Genomic DNA, 21082 nt, shown 5'->3' with positions numbered 1-21082 from the left:
TTGTTTGTCAGCAGCAGAGAGATGAGATTATGTGGCACTTCGAACTTTTCGTCAACTTCTTTTTAAATCATTTTAGAAACAATTTAAAACCAAATCAACTCACAACTACCGCTCAAAACACCCCACTTTACAACCTCGTTTCCGCCTCCAATTTCGCCCTTCGCACCGCTTGCGCCGTACTCAGTATTTCGCGTCGTTTTCAACAGAGGCCGAACTATAGCAACACATCTCAACACTAGCAAGCAATTTTTAATATAAATTAAATTATCTTTTTTTATCCAAATCCCAGCGCACTACAGACTCTCCATTAGCCGTCTTTTTTGGTGCTGGTCGGAAGGCGTGGCCGTAAATAATTTCGAATGTCAGCGGCAGTTTGCCATCCGCTCTGCGCGTCGCTTCAATCGCATCCACTACGCGCTGCCATGCCGCACGACCAACCAAAGAACGACTACGTGTTACAAGAGGATTACCACCGAAGGACTTCACATCAGCCAGTAGCTTCTCTAACGTGTCATAAGTGACAGTGATTGTTTCCATATCCATTACCGGCGTCGAAAAACCAACGTTCACCAGCATGTCACCAAAATCATGCATATCCACAAACGGTAACAACGGCATATGCGACACAGGATTTGCCGCCGCAAACGCACCACGCAACTCCTTGAAAGTATCTGGACCAAAACAAGAAAACATTAGCAATCCATCAACTCGCAAGACTCTTCGCCACTCAGCAAATACACGATCTGGCTGCGGATGCCAATGTAATGCCAGATTGGACCACACCAAATCGACAACGTCACGCGCCAGCGGTAGCGCTGCGAAGTCACCGCAGAGCAGGTCCGATTCCAGGCTGCTACTCTTTATAGGCAGCCACTTCTTTAACAGGCGATTGACTGAAGACTGCGCTGCCTCTTGCTGATTTTGTGCTGCTGACAACATTCCGAACGATGCATCCAACCCTAATATGCGAGCTTGGGCGAAGCGCTGCTGCAATGTATATATATCCGGCCCATCGCCACATCCCGCGTCGAGGACACGTTTCGGCAAAATTTTAACCAGCGCTAGGCGCTCATGCATTCTTGTTGAAATCTCGCGGCGCAAAAATTCGGACTCCCGCACGCAGGATGGATCGGCAAATAATGTGCGTACCCGATGCAAATCTATTGGAGCGCTGGAGGCTGCGTCATTCAAAGCATAAGCCAAAGGCTTATTAGATGAGGGTGACGATGGTGAAGAGGATGAGATTGGCATTAAAATCTGTCGGTTAAATGAAGTGCGATAATTCCATTAGTTTACACCGTTGCACAATTACGCGACGTACGTCATAAAAGTCCCCACAAACATATATAGAGCAATTTCAACCAAATACGCTGATCCATTGATGCTTAAAGCCCTACTTCGCTGGTCGCAACAAATACCCGCTCTTCTGCGTGATGGGCTGCCGACATGCTGTGCGTTGTGCGGTCAAATCGGTCTAAACGTCATTTGTGCCGGCTGCGATCAAAGCTATTTTTCACATGAAACAGTACGTTGCCAGCAGTGCGCAAACCCTCTGCCCGTCATTAGCAGAAAAACGCCTGACTTATGCGGTTTGTGTGGTGACTGCCTGAAGCAAAAGCGTGCTTTTGATGCTTCGGTGGTAGCGATTGACTATGCTGCGCCCGGCGACCAACTCGTACTAACACTAAAGTTTGGTGGACAATTGGCGCTCGCGCCAGTATTTGCGAGAATGCTGCGCGATGCCGCACTACGCCGACCGGTTATAGCGAACAATTTACCTGATATATTAACTGCGGTCCCACTCAGCCCAAAGCGAATCGCTAAACGGGGCTTCAATCAGGCTTTAGAAATCGCTAAACCGCTATCGCGCTTGTTGAATATTTCTCTACAGCCCAATTTAATACAGCGCCCCCACGATACTCTGCCACAAGCGAAGCTGGCCTTGCATAAGCGCCGCCAAAACTTGCGCAATGCTTTTACCGTCCCGCCCCAAGCGGTCAAACTCATTTCCGGACGCCATATCGGCGTGATTGATGATGTAATGACGACCGGTGAAACACTAAACGAGCTCGCGCGTACATTAAAACGCTTCGGAGCCGTCCGTGTCACTAATATTGTCTTTGCACGAACATTACTTAAATAGAAGGAGAACACCGTTGTTTCATGTCGTACTGGTTGAGCCTGAAATTCCGCCGAACACCGGCAATATTATTCGACTATGTGCCAATACCGGCGCACAGTTGCATTTGATCGAACCGCTTGGATTCCCGCTAGACGACGCAAAAATGCGACGAGCGGGCTTGGATTACCACGACTATGCAACTATGAAAGTGCATCCCAATTGGTGCGCCTTTATCGATTTCATGAAACATGAACCTAACTACGATCCAAGCCGGATGTTTGCAATGACTACGCATGGCTCTACGCCCTTTGCCAACATTGCGTTTCAACCGGGCGATGTGTTCGTGTTCGGATCTGAAACGCGCGGACTGGATCCCGAACTACGCGAATCGTTTGCAGAGTCTCAGCGTATCCGTCTACCAATGCGCCCCGATAATCGGAGCTTAAACCTGTCCAATACGGTAGCTGTGGTCGTGTATGAGGCATGGCGTCAAAACGGTTTTGTAGGGGGTGCCTAATAATAACGATCCCGCTGTAGAAAGTGCTTAAAGCATCGGCTTTCGGTCGCCATCCTCTCGGCCTTAGAAATTTTGTATGGATATTCGAGTGTTTGGCTGCTTGACAGACATCGGTGGCTTATCTTTCGACGACCTTAGCGAAACGGTGTAATTGCTATAATCGGTGCTTCGATTTAGTGCGCGCTGCTATTTTTCTTGCACCGAGTTGTTAAGTCCAACGGTATTACTCAGTCGCATTACGCACTTAATAACGGCACATGACCAATCCAAATCATGGTCATTTGCTGTGTTGCTCCACTATTAGTTAAAGGAATATCATGTTTCCACGCCTTATCGTCTCGGTCTTTGCATGCATAATCAGTGCGTCTGTTTACGCGCATGACTACAAACTTGGCGCGTTAAAAATTGACCATCCGTACGCCCGTGCCACCGTACCGGGCCAACCCAGCGGCGGTGCCTATCTGAGTATAGAGAATACGGGACCCGGCACAGACAAGTTACTCAGCGCGACCTCGCCTGCTGCGAAATCAGTGGAGATTCACACGATGAGGATGGATGGCGATGTCATGAAAATGCGTGAAGTAGGAGAAGTTGAGCTACAGCCGACGAGCACGCTAAACATGGCGCCCGGCGGTGGTTTTCACATTATGTTAATGGGGCTGACGAAACCGCTTAAAGTAGGCGACAAGTTTCCAATGACATTAACGTTTCAGAAAGCGGGAAAAATTGACGTCTCCGTCAGCGTTGACGATATGAGCAGCAAGCCCGGTACGATGCACCAACATTGATGGAAACAGCATGGAGAGGCGGATAACTATTCGCCTTTACCTTTGTATCACTTCTGCGTTATCGATTGTCGCGGGCGAACAACTGGACGACAATAAAAACAAACGAATCAGGGGCGATAGCGAATGGCTAAGTGCCCTGACGGACTTTAGATAGCAACTTACTCGTCGAACGATCATGCTCAAAAGGTATGGCAACCACTTTGCCGCCATACGCGAGAACCGCTTGTCCCTCAGGAATCGCGTCCATCTGATAATCGCCGCCCTTAACGTAAATATTTGGTCGACCTTCCTGCACAACTTCAAGCGCCGTATCTTCATCAAACTCAACCACCAGACTTACCGCTTCTAAGGCTGCGAGTACCGCCATGCGATCGGCACACGTATTAATCGGCCGATCATCGCCTTTTCCAAGACGCTTAACCGACGCATCCGTGTTCACTGCGACCACGAGCGACGCGCCTTCCTGCCGCGCTTGTGCGAGATAGGTGACGTGACCGCGATGCAAAATATCAAAAACACCATTAGTTAACACTACAGGCTGCGGCAAAGCAGCGATGCGGGTACGTAATTCAGCTCTGGAAGCAATTTTTTGTTCGAATGTAATCATAGCGCTCATGTAACTTATTTGACTTATATATATCAGCAATAAAAAAAGCCGCAACATTGTGCGGCTTTAATGGAACCATCTTAAAATATGGCGTCAATATTTATCACAATATTAACCAGTTTAAGCGTTTGCAGCGAATAACTAAACGTTCACGACCGGCGCGACGGCCGATGTAGCTAAACGCGCAACAATCTCTTTACGGTAACGATTCAACTCCTGCACCGTTGAAAAGCTACGCTCAAATAGCAATGACATATTGTGCAATATGCGATCAACTACTTTCTTTTCCCACACGCCATCAAATTGAATCTGGTCATCAAGCCAGCGCTCGAGCCATTCTGGATCAGGCAACCGGCTTTGAACCGTATCATTCGGGAATAACGTCTTATTCACGTGCAGATTCGTCGGGTGCAAGGGCTTTTCAGTCCGGCGTGCAGATGCCATCAATACGCCAATCTTAGCGAACGCAGCAGACGCGGTATCGCCAACTTCCACCAGCGCCTTTTTCATGTATTTCAAATACGCACCACCATGACGCGCTTCATCCTGGCTAATAATTTTATAAATCTGCTTGATAACCGGTTCGGTGTGCCACTCAGATGCACAACGATACCAATGATTGAGACGAATTTCGCCACAAAAATGCATTGTCAACGTTTCAAGTGGCGGCGCAGGATCAAATTCGAAGCGCACTTTATCAAGTTCCGCTTCCGTCGGAACCAACTCGGGCCGAAAACGCCGCAGATACTCCATCAATACCAGCGAATGCTTTTGCTCTTCGAAGAACCACACTGACATGAATGCGCAAAAATCGCTATCACCATGGTTATCGCGCAAAAACATTTCTGTCGCAGGTAGCGCTGACCATTCTGTAATTGCATTCATGCGAATCGTCTGAGCCTGCTCATCGGAAAGTTGGGAAGCGTCGAATTTGTCCCACGGAATATCGGTCTCCATGTTCCAACGGACTTGTTCCAGCGATTTAAACAGTTCGGGATACAGCATACATACCTTACAAGATGGGTTAACGCCCTGATTTTACCAAGAATTACCTTAGCAACCTATTTATAAGCTGTGTAGTCGTCAGATTCAATCATCTGCATTGAAATAACTACTGAAAAAGCTTTCATCGTCACGATTCACTTTTCACAAGAAGTTTCACATTTTCCTTCCTGCAACGCTTTTATATACGCCAATTACGGCGCATTGGATTCATCTTCATATATTATCAAATGCACCATTAAACTAATTTGAATCCAAACGCGATGCAGCGCCGTATCAATAACAGGATGATTAAGTCCCGTATTTAAAAAGGGCATCTATATAAAAGATTAATGAAAATTAACGTGACCCCAGGAGAGGCAAGATGAAAATAGCGATTATTGGTTCTGGTATTTCAGGCCTCTCCTGTGCGTATCGCTTAACGCAAGCTGGTCATCATGTCTCGCTTTATGAGGCCAATGATTATTTTGGCGGTCATACCAACACAGTCGATGTGACCCTGGAAGGGCAGACTTATGGCGTCGACACCGGCTTTTTGGTATTCAATCACCGAACTTACCCCAACCTGGTCAATCTTTTCGACGAATTGCAAGTCGAAACGGTCGCTACCGATATGTCGTTTTCCGTCAAAATCCCCATCAATGGTTGCCTCGGAAAACGCACACTGGAATGGTCAGGTACGAATCTCAACAGCGTATTTACGCAGCGCCGTAATTTGCTTAATCCGCGCTATATAGGAATGATCCGCGACATTCTGCGCTTCAATAAGCAAGCGACCTTACTCGCCAACGACAAAAACTCACCCCTCGGGCGGATGTCGCTAGGAGAGTTCTTGTCGCACAATAACTATAGCCAAGCATTCAAAACCTGGTATTTGCTTCCAATGGCTGGATGTATCTGGTCCTGCCCAACCGCACAAATGCTCGCCTTTCCAGTGTCGAGTTTTATTCGCTTTTGTCATAATCACGGATTACTGCAAGTGAATGACCGACCTCAATGGCACACCGTTAAGGGTGGCGCCCGACAATATGTTGAAAAAATAATAGCAGCGATTCCTCATAAATATTTAAAGACTCCCGTAACCGGCGTGCGTCGGGCTTACATTAATGACGTTTGCCAGGTGGTGATTCAAACCCATCAAGGCAGTTGCACCTACGACCATGTCGTCATGGCCGGACATAGCGATCAAAGCTTGAAATTGTTGCAAGATATTTCCATGCAAGAAAAAAAACTCCTGTCAGCGGTCCAATATCAGCCCAATCACGCAGTACTGCATACCGATCACAGTTTGTTGCCAGGCAACCGCAAAGCCTGGGCGGCCTGGAACTATCAAAGCGAGAATGGTAACGATCCAAAGGTGTGCGTCCACTATTTGCTCAATCAATTGCAGCCGCTTCCTTTTAAAACACCTTTGATTGTTTCGCTCAACCCGATCGAACAACCGGCACCGCACAGCGTGATACGCCGATTCGACTATGCCCATCCTATATTCGATGCTACGGCGATTGCCGCGCAACCCAAATTCGAGAAGCTCCAAGGACAAAATAACACCTGGTTCGCGGGTGCATGGCTCGGTTACGGATTTCATGAGGACGGTCTCAAATCGGGACTAGCCGTCGCAAATGCCATTATTGGCCAACCAGAGATCACTCACAACATTAAACCGGCACTGTCTATGCCCATTGAGAGCATCGCGGCTTAGCACAGGAGAAAGAACATGCCCTCTCCCTCTAATCACGTACAACTGTGTTTCGGTAACGTCCGCCATACCCGGTTGCGTCCGGTACATCACGCATTCACGTATGGCGTGTATTACCTTCGCATACCTTTACGTGCACTGGGTGAGTCAAATTTTGATAGCCATTTTTTTTCACGTAACAAATTTAATTTTTTGTCGTTTCATGATCGTGATTATGGCGATGGACGACAAACTCCGTTGGCTTGGATAGATGCAACGCTGAAAACCGAAGGAATCGATGATGCCGACGGCGAAATTTGGCTTCAGACGTTTCCACGTGTACTTGGTTATGTGTTCAATCCGGTGTCGTTTTGGTTCTGTCATCGTCTGGATGGCAGCTTAAGGGCGGTGCTATGCGAAGTACGCAATACTTTTGGCGAGCAGCACAGCTATCTGCTCGACGGCAAAACCCAAGATGGCGGCAGCATTACATTCGGCACAGAATTGCGCGCCAACAAAATGTTTCATGTTTCACCATTCTGCGAAGTCGCTGGCGCTTATCGTTTTAGATTTATGCGCACGCAAAATCAACATGAAACCCTGCTGACCGAGCGCACGACAGCGCGCATCGAATATGACGATGCCAGTGGACCCTTAATTCTCACGAGTGTTTCAGGCACAGCGGAGCCACTTTTGCCGCTATCCGACCGGCTCGTCGCGCGTGCATTTTTCCGCTATCCAATCATGACTGTCGGCGTCATTCTTCGCATTCATTGGCAAGCGCTAAAGCTATGGCGCAAGCGCGTTCCCTTTTACAGCAAACCCGCTCCACCTTCTAACGAGGTATCCAGATGAACACCAACTCTACCCGTTCCAGCGCTTACGGTAACGCGCAAGATTACGATGGCATATCGACAAAACACTTCCCGGCTCGTGTGCAGTTTATTCTTCAGCTATTGCAAAAACTTGATCACGGCATTTTAATCATGGAGTTTCCCGATGGACAATCGGCGACTTATGGCAACGTTGCTGATGAGCGCGCTCGTCCCGTCACGATGATGCTAAAAAACTGGGACGTTTTCAACGCGGCTCTGAAGTCAGGCGACATCGGTTTTGCAGAAACGTTTATTGACGGCCATTGGAGTACAGACGATTTACCCGGACTGATCGAACTGTTCATCCGTAATCGGCAGGTGATTGAATCGGTGATCTACGGAACTTGGTGGGGGAATTTTCTGTATCGCGTAAAACATCTGTTTAATCGCAACAGCAAAACTGGCAGTCGCAAAAATATCCATGCACATTACGATATCGGCAATGACTTCTATCAATTATGGCTAGATCCTTCTATGACGTATTCGAGCGCATTATTTTCGGATGATCATGTTGAAAATCTACAGCAAGGTCAGGATGCCAAGTATCGCCGCATACTCAGCCAACTACGTCTTCCAGCCAACTCCCGTATTTTGGAGATCGGCTGCGGATGGGGCGCTTTTGCCGAAATTGCGGTTCGTGAAGCCAACGCTCACGTTACCGGTCTCACGCTGTCTACTGAACAGCTACACTTTGCCAATCAGCGGCTGCAAGACGCGGGTGTCGTCAATCGGGTTGAACTGCTATTACAAGATTATCGGGATGTAGAGGGAAAATTCGACGGAATCGCCTCGATCGAAATGTTTGAGGCAGTCGGCGAGAAATATTGGCCGAGTTATTTCTCCTGTATTGCGAGCAATCTAAAAACTGGTGGGCGCGCCTGTATCCAGACCATTGTGATTGACGATACACTATTCGAACGTTATCGCCGCGGTACCGACTTCATACAGCAATACATTTTCCCCGGCGGTATGCTGCCATCGCCATCGGCGTTCCGCGCGCAGGCTGAAAGCCATGGCTTAAAGGTAGTCGATACCCTTTCATTTGGACTGGACTATGCCCGCACGTTGGTCGAGTGGCGTCGCGCATTTAAAGAGCAGCTCCCAAAAGTACGCGCGCAAGGCTTTGATGATCGATTTTTACGAACCTGGGATTTTTATCTGGCGTATTGCGAAGCGGGATTTATTGCCGGCAGTATCAACGTAGCCCAATTCACCTTGCAAAAGAAATAAAAACTTCCTGCTGCAAAAAAGAAGGTTGACGGCAGTTCGGGATGACGGAAAGTCTGAGATTGTAAGGAGAAAAGATGTTGATGGTTCAGATGAGCCAATGGCGCCGGTATTTATTAACTTGTGCGTTTTCGCTAGCTTCCCTCGGCAACGTTATCGCGGCCGACGACGCTGGAAGAATGCATGACAATCCGATTGTCAACCCAGCCATCAGCGCGCCAGCCCATATAGGCAACGCGCTCCCTCATGCGCGACTAGCTGGCCAAGGAAAATTCCGCTGGTTTGGATTATCCATTTATGACGCGCAGCTTTGGGTCGGAGATAAAGGTTTTCAACCATCAGCGCCTGATGCTGCGAGCTTTGCACTTGATTTACGCTATAGCCGGTCATTCGACGGCAGTAAAATTGCTGAAAGCAGCATCGATCAAATGCGGAAAATTGGCAGCGGTAGCGACGCAGAATACGGACCATGGCTTAGTCAAATGAAATCCATTTTCCCTCACGTGATCGACGGATCGCATATTACCGGGATATTTCTTCCAAATGTCGGCACGCGTTTTTATATGGATGGAAAAATGATCGGAGAAATCAACGATCCACATTTCGCAACAGCATTTTTTGGCATTTGGCTTTCACCAAAAACGACAAGTCCCACGCTACGCAAAGCGCTTTTGATGAATGCGACTACTTCAACCAATTCAACACAGCACGAATGACACTATTAGGATTCCCTGCGCTTCTCAAATATGGCCTGTTTGGTTTACCACTGGCGCTGGTTGCATTACCGGTGTACGTCTATGTTCCACAATTTTATTCCGACAGATTTGGTATTTCACTGTCTCTCATCGGTCTGATTTTGCTGATAACCCGCTTGTTTGATGCATTTATCGATCCGGCAATTGGTCGCTGGCTTGACCACGCACACACCGAAGATCGATTCAGAAATGCGATCTGGCTGGGAGTGCCCTTATTGGCGATTGGTTTCAGTGCGCTATTTTTACCGCCTGCGTTTGCGGAGCGATTTCCACTGTCGTGGCTAGTACTGGCATTGCTCATCGTGTACGTTGGCTTTAGTATTGGTACGATAGCCCATCAAAGTTGGGGCGCAGCCCTCACGCAAGCTTTGGAACAACGCTCACGTCTTACTGCAACGCGCGAGGCTTGCGGTTTGATTGGCGTGGTGCTTGCAGCGGCGCTACCCAGCTTGCTGGGCATTCGCTGGTTACCACCAATATTCGTCATCCTGCTGGTTGCATCGGCATTCATACTTAAGCTCGCCCCAAAGCCTGGTCCTTCAAATGGAATTATCATGGAGACGACGGATCGTGGAGCATTTCTGTCAGGAGTTTTATTGCCATTTGGAAATTCTCGCTTTTGCTGGCTGTTCGGCATTTTTGTAGTGAATGGCATTGCGGCGGCGATACCGGCAACGTTATTCCTATTTTTTGTAGATGATCAATTGCAACTCGGAAAATATGGTGGTTTATTTCTGATGCTGTACTTTTTGGCTGGTGCGATATCAATGCCAGGCTGGTCTGCGCTAGCCCGACGCTTCGGTGAAGCCCGCGTCTGGTTCACCGCAATGCTGTTGGCGATCGCCGCTTTTGTATGGGCTTATGGATTAACGGCCGGTGATATGCTGCCCTTTTCGCTCATATGCATCATGTCCGGTTTTGCATTGGGAGCCGACCTGTTACTGCCGCCAGCTCTGCTCGCTGGCGTGATCGCGAATGGCGGTCATAGCTCTCAAAAAGAAGGCGCTTATTTCGGTATATGGAGCTGGGCGACCAAAATCAATCTGGCTTTCGCAGCTGGCATTTCATTGCCACTGCTGCAATACCTTGGCTACCAGCCACACCTTATCAATCACCAAGGCGCGCAAGCGCTGGCAATTGGTTATGCAGTACTCCCATGCGCGCTAAAGCTCATTGCCGCAATGATCCTATGGAGGGCTCCTTTGCGCCACGTTTAAGCAATCTCAAAGCGACCTATGAACAACCTTTAGCGCCCGTCTGTCACTTTCGGACATCATCCTTTTCGGAGAACAGTATGAAATCGTTTTTAAAAATATTGGTGGTGGGAATCATCGTCTTATTAAATGGATGCAGCACGACATCCGAGGGTAATATTTATGCAGACCAAAAACCAACGCTCAGCCTCCAGCAATACTTCAATGGCACGCTGGACGCCTGGGGTATGTTTCAAGATCGTTCCGGTAAAGTAGTCAAACGCTTTACCGTCGTCATTCAATGTAAATGGGAAGGTGACACCGGCACTCTGGATGAGGACTTCACTTATTCCGATGGCACGAAACAACGCCGCATCTGGACTTTGAAAAAAGTGGGGCCAAACAAGTTCATTGGTACCGCATCTGACATCGTAGGGGAAGCAATTGGTATTACCGATGGTAATACCTTACGTTGGAAATACGTTCTGGCATTGCCAGTGGATGGACGTATCATCAATGTCAGCCTCGATGATTTAATGGTCCAAATGGATCAACGCGTCATGCTCAATCATGCAGTAATGAGCAAATTTGGCTTTAAGGTCGGCGACATTAGTTTGTCGTTTAATAAGCGCCCTTAAACAGTGAAAAGCAGAGTTAGCCATCCAGCCTTTATTTCGAAGACACTATGAATCTCATGAATCCGATGAATGCGCCACTCCGCGACTGGCATAAGCAACGTGTCTGGGTGATCGGTGCCTCTAGCGGTATCGGTGCGGAAACTGCTCGCAAGCTTCTGGCAAAAGGCGCTCGCGTTGCTCTGTCGGCGCGTAACGCCACAGGACTGAACGAGATTGCCGCCGGTCAGCACAATGCCCTCACTGTTGTGCTCGACATTACTCAGCACGACACCGTGCTTGCTGCGCGGGACCAAATTCTCAATGCGTGGCACGGTATTGATCTGATATTGATCGTTGCGGGCGGCTATGGTGAAATGCGCGTCGATAGTTTTGATTTGACACTCGCCAACCGCCTGATTGATCTCAATTTACGCGGCGTCATGCACTGCCTTGATGCTACTTTGCCCGTTTTGTTGAAACAAGGTCAAGGTGCGATTGGCATTGTGGCATCGGTCGCAGGCTACAGCGGGCTACCAAGGGCGATGGCGTACGGCGCAACCAAAGCGGCGCTAATCAATTTATCGGAATGTCTCTATTTTGATCTGCACCCGCGGGGAATTGGGGTGTATCTGATCAATCCAGGTTTTGTGGACACGCCCCTGACTGCTGATAATGACTTTCCAATGCCTGCCATGATGTCGGCCTCAAGCGCCGCTGAAGCGCTGATTGAAGGCGTTGAACGTGGTCACTTTCACATTCATTTCCCCAAACGGTTTACCAACTGGCTGCGCTTTGCACGCCTGTTGCCTTATCGTGCTTACTTCGCGTTGATACACAAGGTGACTGGGCTATGAATACAACTCATCAACAACAATTGACCGAGCAACAGGATGATCAGCGGGGTGATCAACATAAGAATTTGTTGCGGATCGTGACGTTCTTTGAGACCTTATCTCTCGATAATTTGGCGTTGATCCCACTAATTTACGCCCGGGATGCATGGTTCAAAGATCCCTTCAATGAGATCACAGGACTGCCTGCCATTAAACATTTATTTACGCATATGTTTGTCCAGGTTGACGACCCGCGCTTCGTTATTACGCACCATATGCATCAGGGCGACACGGCCTTCATGACGTGGGAGTTTTACTTTCGGATGAAACGTTTTTCTAGCGCCGATCAATGCATACGCGGCGCTACGCATTTTCGCTTGGATAACGACGGCTATATTATCTACCATCGCGACTATTGGGATGCGGCAGAAGAACTATACGAAAAGCTACCCGTATTAGGTGCCCTCATGCGCTTATTGAAACGCGGGGCGAAAGCCAGTGACACACCAGACCGCGGCCATACAATCTTACAAAACTAGCCCGATACCTACCCAACGATTGCGCAGAGGGTCAACATCCAACCTGCTGCGCAACTGATCCAAAAACCTTATTTCAACTCTATTTTCTTACTGCGAGAGACTGGCGAAGCTTTAGCGGTACCAACCTTGAGCTTGGTTCTCGCTGTGGCAGTGGTTGATTTGGTCGCTCTCGAGGCTGCACCCGGCTTAACCTTCGGTTTCACTTTGGTTGGGTTACTCTTCGCAGTTTCCCCTGGTTTGGCTGCAGATTTTCGGGCCTTGGTTGACGCTTTCGGCTCTTTCGGCATCGCTGCCTCAGCCGCCATAACACCACTCACCACTTGCTTAAACTGGTTTTGTAGAACATCCCACCAAACGCCGGTATTAGCCGCCGGCGACGCATCTGACGCACTAGTAGAATGATTTTCCGTAGCGACGTCCTCCGGCTGGGCAGGAGCCGGTGGTTCAGCAATCGGCGCAGCAGCTTGCTGAGGTACTGTTTCGTTTGCCGCTTTCGCTTTTTCTGGCATAAACGAAAATGGAAATTGGGAAGCCATTGTTGCCCAGGCGGCCGCACCTTCGGTAACGCTCTCGGCTGCTGAGGTATCGGTAAACTGCGCAGTTGCCTTGCCATCGGCAGATGGCATCAGCGCACCGATTGACTTCAAGGCGGTCAATGTTGCACTTTGCACTTCCAGCGCTTGAATCGTTGTCCGCAACATATTTAGATTGAGGCTAAGCCAACCTTCGACAGCTTTCAGATCTGTGACCTTCTTATCTATTTCCTCAACCGAAATGATCGGCACTACCATGCCAGGCACGCCCATTCCGCCCCACATTTTCTTAATGAAATCAACACTGTTCGACATCGCGTCCGCTCCGAGAAAATTAGGATTGCTCATATGAATCTCCTTAAATTATTTTGTCCACATTTTATTTTTGCCACCATCGCATACTATACCGCCCACAAACGCTTTGTTGTGACCGATCAAGGAATCATTGGTTTATTTTTACCGTACTATCAATCATCCATTTTCTGCGACAAAAGAACTCCATAAAATATCACCATGACATTTCTCCGAAGAATCATGAATGACTTGAAGAGGTCATTATATTTACCGATCGGGACTTTCCAGTTGGTGTGCGATCTCATTATTAAACCAACGCGCTCCAAGCGGCATAAGGCACACCGGCAGCGTTCGGTTTACACTACGTAAATGACGAGGCCTTCCACAGACGCGACCAAAGACACGCGCAATATACAACCAAACAGAACGGCATCACGTGGCTGGCTGATTGTGCTCGCGGCTTCACTTCTATTGCATCTCTTTCTGATCAATTGGGGCAGCAACTTGCTCACAGTGCCTAAAATTGCGTCTGACAAGTCTCCAGTCATCATAGCGGAGCTAAAGCCATTGCCGCCGGTAGATAAGCCAATTTTGGCGCCAAAGCCGATTCCCCCCAAGCCTTCGCCCGTATTACGCAAAGTGCAGAGAAAAACAGCTGACCGACCACAATCAAAGCCTTCGGAACCTGAAGTTCCGGATATGCCGATCAAAGAAACCAGAACACCTATTCCGAATAGCGTGTCCGACAACATCACCAACAATACAGCGCCAGCCGCCATTAATGGCAATGGCCCAGAAACCGCATCAACCGGCGATGCATCCAGTGGCGCGCCCGTGCAACCCGTACCGAAAGTCGAGCCAGTTGCACCGCCACCGCCAACCGCTGTACATTACGACATCAAACCGCCGCCATCTGCCGAACTGAAATACGACGTTGAGGCTCTCAATAAAGGGCAAACTTATCATGGCGGCGGAAAAATTACGTGGCAAACCGATGGTACCAATTACACGATCAATGGCGAAGCGGGCGTATTGTTCATTAGCGCCCTGGACTTTAAGAGCGAGGGCGAGATCAACGCCTATGGCGTAGCGCCGGTGCTCTACACCGAGAAAAAATTCCGCAAACCAGCCACTAGCACGCACTTCTTACGCGAGCCTAACAATATTACTTTTTCTGCCTCAGCCAATAGCTATCCGCGCACCGGTGGTGAGCAAGACCGCGCCAGCATCGTCTGGCAATTGGCCAGTATAGGACGTGGCGATGCGGGAAAAATTGTTCCGGGCGGTGTCATCGATTTATTTGTCGCAGGAGACAAGGATGCCGAAACCTGGCGTTTTCAAATCCTGGGGCAGGAAGAAATCAAAGTAGGCACTGGAACCGTCATGACTTGGCATCTGGCGCGAAAGCCGCAAAAAGGTTCATACGAGAAAACTCTCGACATCTGGTTAGCCCCGCAACAGCAGTGGTATCCGGTTAAATTGCGCTTCACCGAAAATAATGGGGACTATTTGGATATGTCGCTGTCTAAACTTAAGCTGCTTAACTGAACAACTTAATACATCAACAATACCTAACTGACCATTCACCGTTTTTTGCTTGCGCGTGAAACGCTCTTTTGGTCGAATTTCCTGGCCATATTTTAAATGAAGACTATGAAAATTCTCTCGCATTCGTATGCACGTATTGCTATTGCCGCACTGCTTTGCAGCGCTAGCATTTACGCATTTTCTGCAAATACAGATCACACGGTCACGAAACGGCCAGTTAATTTGCCACCGTCTGCCCAACTAGACTATACGATCAGAGCGCGACAAAGTGGTCTTTCGATTAGCGGCGATGCTGTGGTCAAATGGCAAACGGATGGACGCGACTATAGCGTCGAAGCCATCACCCGAGCCATGATTTTAGGAAAAATCCTGGAAGCTAAAAGTGATGGAAAAATTGACGATTACGGCTTAGCACCAACCCAGTTCACCGATAAGCGCTTCCGTAAAAGCGTTACTACGACGACATTCAATCGCGATGCGACCGGCGGAACAATCACCTTTTCTCCCTCCGATGCATCGTATCCGATCAAAGGTGGCGAACAGGACCGAACTAGTATTGTGTGGCAGCTGGTCGCGGTCGCGCGTGCGGCCGCCAAACAATTCAAACCCGGTTCAGACTGGGTGTTTTTCGTCGCTGGTCAACGCGACGCCGAGCCGTGGACCTTCAAAGTCATTAATCAAGAAAAAATTACGACCGGGACGGGCGAGGTGGACGCCGTGCATATATTTAGAGAGCCGCCACCTGATGCAACTGAACAGCGTTTAGATATCTGGCTGGCACCATCACTTGAATGGTATCCGGTGCGCATCCGCTTTACCGATCCTAATAATGATTTTGTCGACCAGACACTGGCCAAAATCAGTAAATAACGACACCCATTTAGTGGGAACAGCCGATCAAGGCTGATTATTTTTGCGAGATGATATTTGGCGCTTATGAGAAAATGCGCCATCGCTTAACGTTTAAGTCCGTTCATCCGTGACGAATGGATAAACGAGTGGATGTCGTTGTCAAAGGTAACTTTGCCGATGTGACGACCGCCGAGCAGCGATCGCCATAATAATTTTTACTTAATAAAAAGATACATATATGACAGTCCCAAACGGTGCATTAGTTCTATTCAGCGGTGGTCAGGATTCAACTACATGCCTGGCGTGGGCATTGTCACGCTACGATCGAGTGGAAACCATCGGTTTTGATTACGGTCAGCGGCATGCTGTTGAGCTGACGCAACGTCCGATATTATTGCAAAAATTGCGCGCCCAATCGGCCGAATGGAATACGAAATTAGAAGAAGATCATGTCATCGATTTATCCCTGATTTCTAAAATTTCCTCCACCGCCATGACGGAGGATGTCGAGATCGTCATGCAAGAAAATGGCCTACCCAATACCTTTGTTCCAGGCCGCAATCTGTTATTTATGACCGTTGCCGCAACCGTCGCTTATCGCCGTGGTCTCAATGTTCTGGTTGGCGGCATGTGTGAAACCGACTTCTCCGGCTATCCGGACTGCCGGGACGACACCATGAAGGCATTACAAGTCGCTCTCAATCTCGGCATGGCAACACGCATCAAGCTGGAAACACCCTTAATGTGGATTGATAAGTCGCAAACATGGAAATTAGCGCAAGAACTTGGCGGCGATGCGCTGGTCGATCTGATTCGCGCCGATACGCACACTTGTTATTTAGGGGAGCGCGGGACGCTACACGATTGGGGATATGGCTGCGGAACGTGTCCAGCCTGCGCCCTACGCGCGCGGGGTTATCAAGAATTTGTGGCTGAATAGGCTTCCTTACAAATCTGAAATCAGTCTAAACATGATGCAATCGCATCAGCCATAAAAAATGACCAGAATTTCCGGTCATTTTTTTATTCAACTTATTCCTACACGCTTTGCTGCATGGAAAATCTACATATTAAGCAGCAATAGAACTTTTCGCCACACCGTGCGCTTCCGGCGAAGGGTGATCAAACTCCTTGATTAACTGCTGCTCTTTCACCTTTGCTGCGGCTAAATGCCGATCCTTAACATGCCCATAACCCCGAATTTCTTCAGGAATACTGGCAATCGCCACTGCGCTTGCCAGATTTTCCGATGTCAATCGGGGAAGCAACGCGTCGATCGTTTGACGATAATGCGTGATCAGATCGCGTTCTTCTTTACGTTCTGCTGTGTAGCCAAAAATATCCAGCTTGCTGCCACGCAGAAATTTACACTTTGCCAGTACGCCAAATGCACGCATCATCCAAGGGCCAAATTCCTGCTTGATCAAATGTCCGTTGGCATCATGCTTGGCAAATAGCGGAGGCGCGAGATGGAATTTAATCTTGTAATCGCCTTCAAACATCCCAGCAATTTTTTGACTAAAGGCACCATCGGTATACAACCGTGCGACCTCATACTCATCTTTATAGGCCATCAATTTAAACAGATAGTTAGCGACGGCCATGCTTAAGCGTGACGACTGTGATGATCCCCGACTTCCGCCATTTAGCTGCAATTGATGCTCAGCCTGCTGAACGCGTCCAACAAAGGTCCGATATTGCTCTGCGTAAGCAGCATCTTGATATGCAGTCAAAAATGCCACCCGGCGCGATATCACATCGTCCAACGTTGGGGCCCGCTTAAACGCGATCACTTGCGCCGGACTATCGTTGATACGCGTACGCTGATCAAGGCCAATCGGATCACACGCTGCCGTGCGGCCCCATAAGAACGCTTGTTTATTAAACGCAACTTGTAGCGCGTTCAATTCAATCGCCTGCAACAACGACGCCTCGGTCAGCGGCACCCAGCCTTTTTGCCATGCGTAACCCAACATAAACATGTTGGTCGCAATTCCATCACCCATCAACACCGTCGCGATGCGACCTGCATCGATAAACTCAACGCGATCATTACCGCAAGCTGCACGAATATCTTTCTCGGCGGCTGCATCCGGTGACTGCCAGTCCGGATTTTTTACAAATGCTGCCGTGGGCGTACGCGTGGCATTGATCGCTGCAAACGTGCGTCCTTCGCCCATCCGCGACAAAGCATCTCGGCTAGCGGTCACAATTGCATCGCACCCGATAACGAGATCAGCATCGCCGGTACCGACACGGGTCGAATGCAAATCGTCGGGATGATCGGCCAGCCGCACATGCGACATCACCGGTCCACCTTTTTGTGCCAGACCACTCATGTCCAGTACCGAGCAACCTTTACCTTCAACGTGGGCGGCCATCGCCAGAATCTGTCCGATAGTGACCACGCCGGTACCACCGATTCCTGTGACCAGAATGCCGTAGGGCTTTGTCGTTGTTGGCAATATTGGCGTCGGCAAACTCGCGACCGCTTCCACCGTTTGCTTTGCAGAATCGGTTGCTAAAGGTTTGGCGACAAGCTTGGCCGGTTTCTTCAAATTGCCGCCTTCAACAGTAACGAAGCTCGGACAAAAACCAGTGACACAAGAAAAATCCTTATTGCAGGATGATTGATTAATCTGACGCTTACGACCAAACTCGGTTTCGAGCGGTTCAACCGACAGACAATTGGACTGCACACTACAATCACCGCAACCTTCGCAGACTGCCTCATTGATCACTGCACGTTTGGCTGGATCTGGATACTCGTTGCGTTTCCGGCGGCGGCGCTTTTCTGACGCGCAGGTTTGATCGTAAATCATGGCAGACGCACCGACAATTTCCCGCAACTCACGTTGCACCGCATCCAATTCGCTGCGATGCCGGATAGTCACGCCAGGTGCCCAATTGGTTGATGACGGATATTTATCCGGTTCATCGGTCACAACAATGATCGGTGATACGCCTTCGGCGGCGATTTGGCGTGAAATCATCGCTGGGTCAAGCGGCCCGTCAAACGCCTGACCGCCCGTCATCGCGACCGCATCGTTATATAAAATTTTATAGGTGATATTTACTTTGGCCGCGACCGAGGCCCGGATCGCTAACAACCCTGAGTGGAAATACGTACCATCGCCGAGATTGGCGAAAACGTGTTTTTCGCTGGTGAACGGCGCTTGACCAATCCAGTTGACGCCTTCGCCGCCCATGTGCGTGAAGGTGGATGTTTCGCGATCCATCCACAACACCATGTAATGGCAACCGATACCGGCCAACCCACGACTACCTTCTGGTAATTTTGTCGAGGTATTGTGCGGACAGCCAGAACAAAAATGCGGCACGCGATCTTTGTTAGGGTCAGGCTTGCTGCTGATATTAAGCAGCGCTTCTTTCGCTTCCAGATAAGCCACCCGCTCCTTAACGCGCTGTTCAACTGGATGACCGGCAAAGTATTTTGAAATCCGCGTGGCTATCGCACGCGCAATTTGCGCCGGATTCAACTCATAGGTTGCAGGCAACAACCAATCACCGTGACCCGCGCCATGATTGCTCCATTCGCCGGTGTCATCAAATTTTCCGACCACGCGCGGACGCACATCATCGCGCCAGTTGTACAACTCTTCTTTCAATTGATACTCTAAAATTTGGCGCTTTTCTTCGACCACCAGAATCTCTTCAAGACCTTGCGCAAATTCGCGCACACCTTCGGCTTCCAGCGGCCAGGTCATACCGACCTTGAACAATCGAATGCCGATATCGCGTGCAATTCCCTCATCAATCCCCAGATCGGCGAGCGCCTGCCTCGTATCAAGATAGGATTTACCAGCGGTAATGATACCGATTCGGGCGCGCGGACTATCCCAGATAATTTTATTGAGCTTGTTGGCGCGTGCATACGCCAGCGCGGCGTACCATTTGAAATTGTTCATGCGGGCTTCCTGACCCAACACGGTATCCGGAAGGCGTATATTTAAGCCATCCGCAGGCATTTCAAAATCCGTTGGCAATACGATTTTCACGCGATCAGGATCAAGCTCAACCGAAGCACCCGACTCAACCACATCGGTCACGCATTTCATTGATACCCACAGCCCGGTATAACGGCTCATGGCCCAGCCATGCATACCGTAATCGAGATATTCTTGCACCGATGATGGGTATAAAACAGGAATCCCGCATGCCTTCAGAATATGTTCACTTTGATGGGCGGTCGTGGACGATTTTGCTGCATGATCATCGCCTGCCAGGACAAGTACGCCACCATATTTCGAGGTGCCCGCCATATTGGCGTGTTTGAAAACGTCGCCGCAGCGATCTACACCCGGACCTTTGCCGTACCACAACCCAAATACGCCATCATATTGCGCACCGGGAAACAAATTGACTTGCTGCGTGCCCCATATACTAGTGGCAGCAAGATCTTCGTTCATGCCAGGATGAAATTTAACGTTGTGTCCGTCGAGATATTTTTTTGCCTTGGCCGCCATCAAATCGACGGCGCCTAATGGCGACCCGCGATAACCGGTAATGTATCCGGCGGTATTTAGGCCAGCCAAAACGTCGCGCTGATGTTGCAACATCGGCAACCGCACGATCGCTTGCGTGCCGGTCATAAACGCCCGTCCGCGCTCAAGCGTGAATTTGTCGTCTAGCGATATGGGAACGGAATGGGAGATGGAAACATCGCCAGATTCAGGGGGAGTCGCTAAAGGCGAGTCAGTGGTCAGCAATTCTGCTGTTAGTGGTGCGTTCATTCAGTCTCCGTGCCAAAAATTATGTTTTTGATTGCACTACGCCTGTGTATGTATCTTTGTAAGGATCTGGATAAAGATCATGTACACGCACAAACATGATTAAAACGTCTTCGCCTTATGAGCGAATCATTCTTTATGTGCATTAATTTTGCTGCATTTCCATGATAAGCCAAGTTTCGTCCTGATGCACTATAGGGGCTACGAGATTGCGGAGTATTACGGCAAATAATACTGGTCCAAAGAAAACTTGGCATATCGTAACAACTGTAACAAGGCGTAAGTCCCGTGGAAAACATCAAGTGTTAAGGGTGTAATGATGTCTTGTTTGGAGCGGCTGATGACCTCCCC

General features: G+C 49.1%; 19 protein-coding genes. 14 read left to right on the top strand and 5 right to left on the bottom strand.

Features of this window, described 5'->3' with window-relative positions; all coding sequences use genetic code 11:
• Positions 1 to 264: 264 nt before the first annotated feature.
• A complete protein-coding gene (locus tag ACXX82_RS12670) occupies positions 265 to 1251 on the bottom strand; it encodes a methyltransferase domain-containing protein (RefSeq protein WP_323507027.1) in 987 nt (328 codons plus the stop codon).
• A 130-nt stretch (positions 1252 to 1381) separates the two neighbouring features.
• Between ACXX82_RS12670 and ACXX82_RS12665 the strand changes: the two genes are divergently transcribed.
• The 3 genes from ACXX82_RS12665 (at position 1382) to ACXX82_RS12655 (ending at position 3427) form a co-directional block, all read left to right on the top strand.
• Entirely contained in the window at positions 1382 to 2143 is a 762-nt protein-coding gene (locus tag ACXX82_RS12665) for a ComF family protein (RefSeq protein ID WP_458563035.1), read from the top strand.
• Between the two features lie 13 nt (positions 2144 to 2156).
• The gene (gene trmL, locus ACXX82_RS12660; protein WP_458563034.1) at positions 2157 to 2639 is read left to right on the top strand and encodes a tRNA (uridine(34)/cytosine(34)/5-carboxymethylaminomethyluridine(34)-2'-O)-methyltransferase TrmL; all 483 of its coding nucleotides are present in this window, start codon (positions 2157 to 2159) and stop codon (positions 2637 to 2639) included.
• A gap of 317 nt (positions 2640 to 2956) precedes the next feature.
• On the top strand, positions 2957 to 3427 hold the full coding sequence (locus tag ACXX82_RS12655) for a copper chaperone PCu(A)C (protein WP_458563033.1): 471 nt from the start codon (positions 2957 to 2959) through the stop codon (positions 3425 to 3427).
• Between the two features lie 127 nt (positions 3428 to 3554).
• On the opposite strand, the gene rfaE2 is transcribed toward ACXX82_RS12655, so the two are convergent.
• Entirely contained in the window at positions 3555 to 4034 is a 480-nt protein-coding gene (gene rfaE2, locus ACXX82_RS12650) for a D-glycero-beta-D-manno-heptose 1-phosphate adenylyltransferase (protein WP_322235212.1), read from the bottom strand.
• 141 nt (positions 4035 to 4175) lie between these two features.
• Complete coding sequence (locus ACXX82_RS12645; protein ID WP_322235210.1) at positions 4176 to 5039, bottom strand: ferritin family protein; 864 nt, start codon at positions 5037 to 5039, stop codon at positions 4176 to 4178.
• Between the two features lie 361 nt (positions 5040 to 5400).
• On the opposite strand from ACXX82_RS12645, the gene ACXX82_RS12640 reads away from it, so the two are divergent.
• The 8 genes from ACXX82_RS12640 to ACXX82_RS12605 all read left to right on the top strand — a co-directional run bounded on the left by ACXX82_RS12640 (position 5401) and on the right by ACXX82_RS12605 (position 12753).
• The gene (locus ACXX82_RS12640) at positions 5401 to 6738 is read left to right on the top strand and encodes an NAD(P)/FAD-dependent oxidoreductase (protein ID WP_458563032.1); all 1338 of its coding nucleotides are present in this window, start codon (positions 5401 to 5403) and stop codon (positions 6736 to 6738) included.
• 15 nt (positions 6739 to 6753) lie between these two features.
• On the top strand, positions 6754 to 7569 hold the full coding sequence (locus tag ACXX82_RS12635) for a DUF1365 domain-containing protein (protein ID WP_322235206.1): 816 nt from the start codon (positions 6754 to 6756) through the stop codon (positions 7567 to 7569).
• On the top strand, positions 7566 to 8819 hold the full coding sequence (locus ACXX82_RS12630; RefSeq protein ID WP_322235203.1) for a class I SAM-dependent methyltransferase: 1254 nt from the start codon (positions 7566 to 7568) through the stop codon (positions 8817 to 8819). Before ACXX82_RS12635 ends, ACXX82_RS12630 begins: the two co-directional genes overlap by 4 nt.
• Before the next feature lie 74 nt (positions 8820 to 8893).
• The gene (locus ACXX82_RS12625; RefSeq protein WP_322235202.1) at positions 8894 to 9532 is read left to right on the top strand and encodes a chalcone isomerase family protein; all 639 of its coding nucleotides are present in this window, start codon (positions 8894 to 8896) and stop codon (positions 9530 to 9532) included.
• A complete protein-coding gene (locus ACXX82_RS12620; RefSeq protein ID WP_458563031.1) occupies positions 9529 to 10788 on the top strand; it encodes an MFS transporter in 1260 nt (419 codons plus the stop codon). Before ACXX82_RS12625 ends, ACXX82_RS12620 begins: the two co-directional genes overlap by 4 nt.
• Positions 10789 to 10865: 77 nt before the next feature.
• On the top strand, positions 10866 to 11402 hold the full coding sequence (locus tag ACXX82_RS12615) for a DUF3833 domain-containing protein (protein WP_322235199.1): 537 nt from the start codon (positions 10866 to 10868) through the stop codon (positions 11400 to 11402).
• A gap of 47 nt (positions 11403 to 11449) precedes the next feature.
• Positions 11450 to 12235 (top strand): SDR family NAD(P)-dependent oxidoreductase, encoded by a 786-nt coding sequence (locus ACXX82_RS12610; protein WP_322235197.1) that lies wholly within the window; start codon positions 11450 to 11452, stop codon positions 12233 to 12235.
• Positions 12232 to 12753 carry a nuclear transport factor 2 family protein gene (locus tag ACXX82_RS12605; RefSeq protein WP_322235195.1) on the top strand — a complete coding sequence of 174 codons (522 nt, stop codon included), beginning with the start codon at positions 12232 to 12234 and terminating at the stop codon, positions 12751 to 12753. Before ACXX82_RS12610 ends, ACXX82_RS12605 begins: the two co-directional genes overlap by 4 nt.
• 68 nt (positions 12754 to 12821) lie before the next feature.
• Here the strand turns inward: ACXX82_RS12605 and ACXX82_RS12600 are convergent, their stop codons facing one another.
• Positions 12822 to 13634, bottom strand: a complete 813-nt coding sequence (locus ACXX82_RS12600) for a PhaM family polyhydroxyalkanoate granule multifunctional regulatory protein (RefSeq protein ID WP_322235194.1) — start codon at positions 13632 to 13634, stop codon at positions 12822 to 12824.
• A gap of 315 nt (positions 13635 to 13949) precedes the next feature.
• Here ACXX82_RS12600 and ACXX82_RS12595 point away from each other — a divergent pair, with 315 nt between their 5' ends.
• The 3 genes from ACXX82_RS12595 (at position 13950) to queC (ending at position 16920) form a co-directional block, all read left to right on the top strand.
• Positions 13950 to 15128 carry a DUF3108 domain-containing protein gene (locus ACXX82_RS12595; RefSeq protein ID WP_323507021.1) on the top strand — a complete coding sequence of 393 codons (1179 nt, stop codon included), beginning with the start codon at positions 13950 to 13952 and terminating at the stop codon, positions 15126 to 15128.
• Positions 15129 to 15233: 105 nt separating this feature from the next.
• Entirely contained in the window at positions 15234 to 15998 is a 765-nt protein-coding gene (locus ACXX82_RS12590; RefSeq protein WP_322235190.1) for a DUF3108 domain-containing protein, read from the top strand.
• A 220-nt stretch (positions 15999 to 16218) separates the two neighbouring features.
• Entirely contained in the window at positions 16219 to 16920 is a 702-nt protein-coding gene (gene queC, locus ACXX82_RS12585; protein ID WP_322235188.1) for a 7-cyano-7-deazaguanine synthase QueC, read from the top strand.
• A 130-nt stretch (positions 16921 to 17050) separates the two neighbouring features.
• On the opposite strand, the gene ACXX82_RS12580 is transcribed toward queC, so the two are convergent.
• Entirely contained in the window at positions 17051 to 20734 is a 3684-nt protein-coding gene (locus tag ACXX82_RS12580; RefSeq protein WP_458563030.1) for an indolepyruvate ferredoxin oxidoreductase family protein, read from the bottom strand.
• Positions 20735 to 21082: the final 348 nt, after the last annotated feature.

The sequence above is a fragment of the Glaciimonas sp. GNP009 genome (assembly GCF_054343755.1).
The sequence above is the reverse complement of the archived record's forward strand: the minus strand, read 5'-3'. Positions and strand labels throughout refer to the sequence as shown.

Bases quoted from the DNA above. Each gene is read 5' to 3' on its own strand.
- queC (WP_322235188.1), top strand. From the start codon at position 16,219: ATGACAGTCCCAAACGGTGCATTAGTTCTATTCAGCGGTGGTCAGGAT.
- ACXX82_RS12610 (WP_322235197.1), top strand. From the start codon at position 11,450: ATGAATCTCATGAATCCGATGAATGCGCCACTCCGCGACTGGCATAAG.
- ACXX82_RS12655 (WP_458563033.1), top strand. From the start codon at position 2,957: ATGTTTCCACGCCTTATCGTCTCGGTCTTTGCATGCATAATCAGTGCG.
- ACXX82_RS12615 (WP_322235199.1), top strand. From the start codon at position 10,866: ATGAAATCGTTTTTAAAAATATTGGTGGTGGGAATCATCGTCTTATTA.
- rfaE2 (WP_322235212.1), bottom strand. From the start codon at position 4,034: ATGATTACATTCGAACAAAAAATTGCTTCCAGAGCTGAATTACGTACC.
- ACXX82_RS12670 (WP_323507027.1), bottom strand. From the start codon at position 1,251: ATGCCAATCTCATCCTCTTCACCATCGTCACCCTCATCTAATAAGCCT.
- ACXX82_RS12600 (WP_322235194.1), bottom strand. From the start codon at position 13,634: ATGAGCAATCCTAATTTTCTCGGAGCGGACGCGATGTCGAACAGTGTT.
- ACXX82_RS12640 (WP_458563032.1), top strand. From the start codon at position 5,401: ATGAAAATAGCGATTATTGGTTCTGGTATTTCAGGCCTCTCCTGTGCG.
- ACXX82_RS12635 (WP_322235206.1), top strand. From the start codon at position 6,754: ATGCCCTCTCCCTCTAATCACGTACAACTGTGTTTCGGTAACGTCCGC.
- ACXX82_RS12645 (WP_322235210.1), bottom strand. From the start codon at position 5,039: ATGCTGTATCCCGAACTGTTTAAATCGCTGGAACAAGTCCGTTGGAAC.
- ACXX82_RS12625 (WP_322235202.1), top strand. From the start codon at position 8,894: ATGTTGATGGTTCAGATGAGCCAATGGCGCCGGTATTTATTAACTTGT.
- ACXX82_RS12605 (WP_322235195.1), top strand. From the start codon at position 12,232: ATGAATACAACTCATCAACAACAATTGACCGAGCAACAGGATGATCAG.
- ACXX82_RS12580 (WP_458563030.1), bottom strand. From the start codon at position 20,734: ATGAACGCACCACTAACAGCAGAATTGCTGACCACTGACTCGCCTTTA.
- ACXX82_RS12620 (WP_458563031.1), top strand. From the start codon at position 9,529: ATGACACTATTAGGATTCCCTGCGCTTCTCAAATATGGCCTGTTTGGT.
- ACXX82_RS12665 (WP_458563035.1), top strand. From the start codon at position 1,382: ATGCTTAAAGCCCTACTTCGCTGGTCGCAACAAATACCCGCTCTTCTG.
- ACXX82_RS12590 (WP_322235190.1), top strand. From the start codon at position 15,234: ATGAAAATTCTCTCGCATTCGTATGCACGTATTGCTATTGCCGCACTG.
- ACXX82_RS12630 (WP_322235203.1), top strand. From the start codon at position 7,566: ATGAACACCAACTCTACCCGTTCCAGCGCTTACGGTAACGCGCAAGAT.
- ACXX82_RS12595 (WP_323507021.1), top strand. From the start codon at position 13,950: ATGACGAGGCCTTCCACAGACGCGACCAAAGACACGCGCAATATACAA.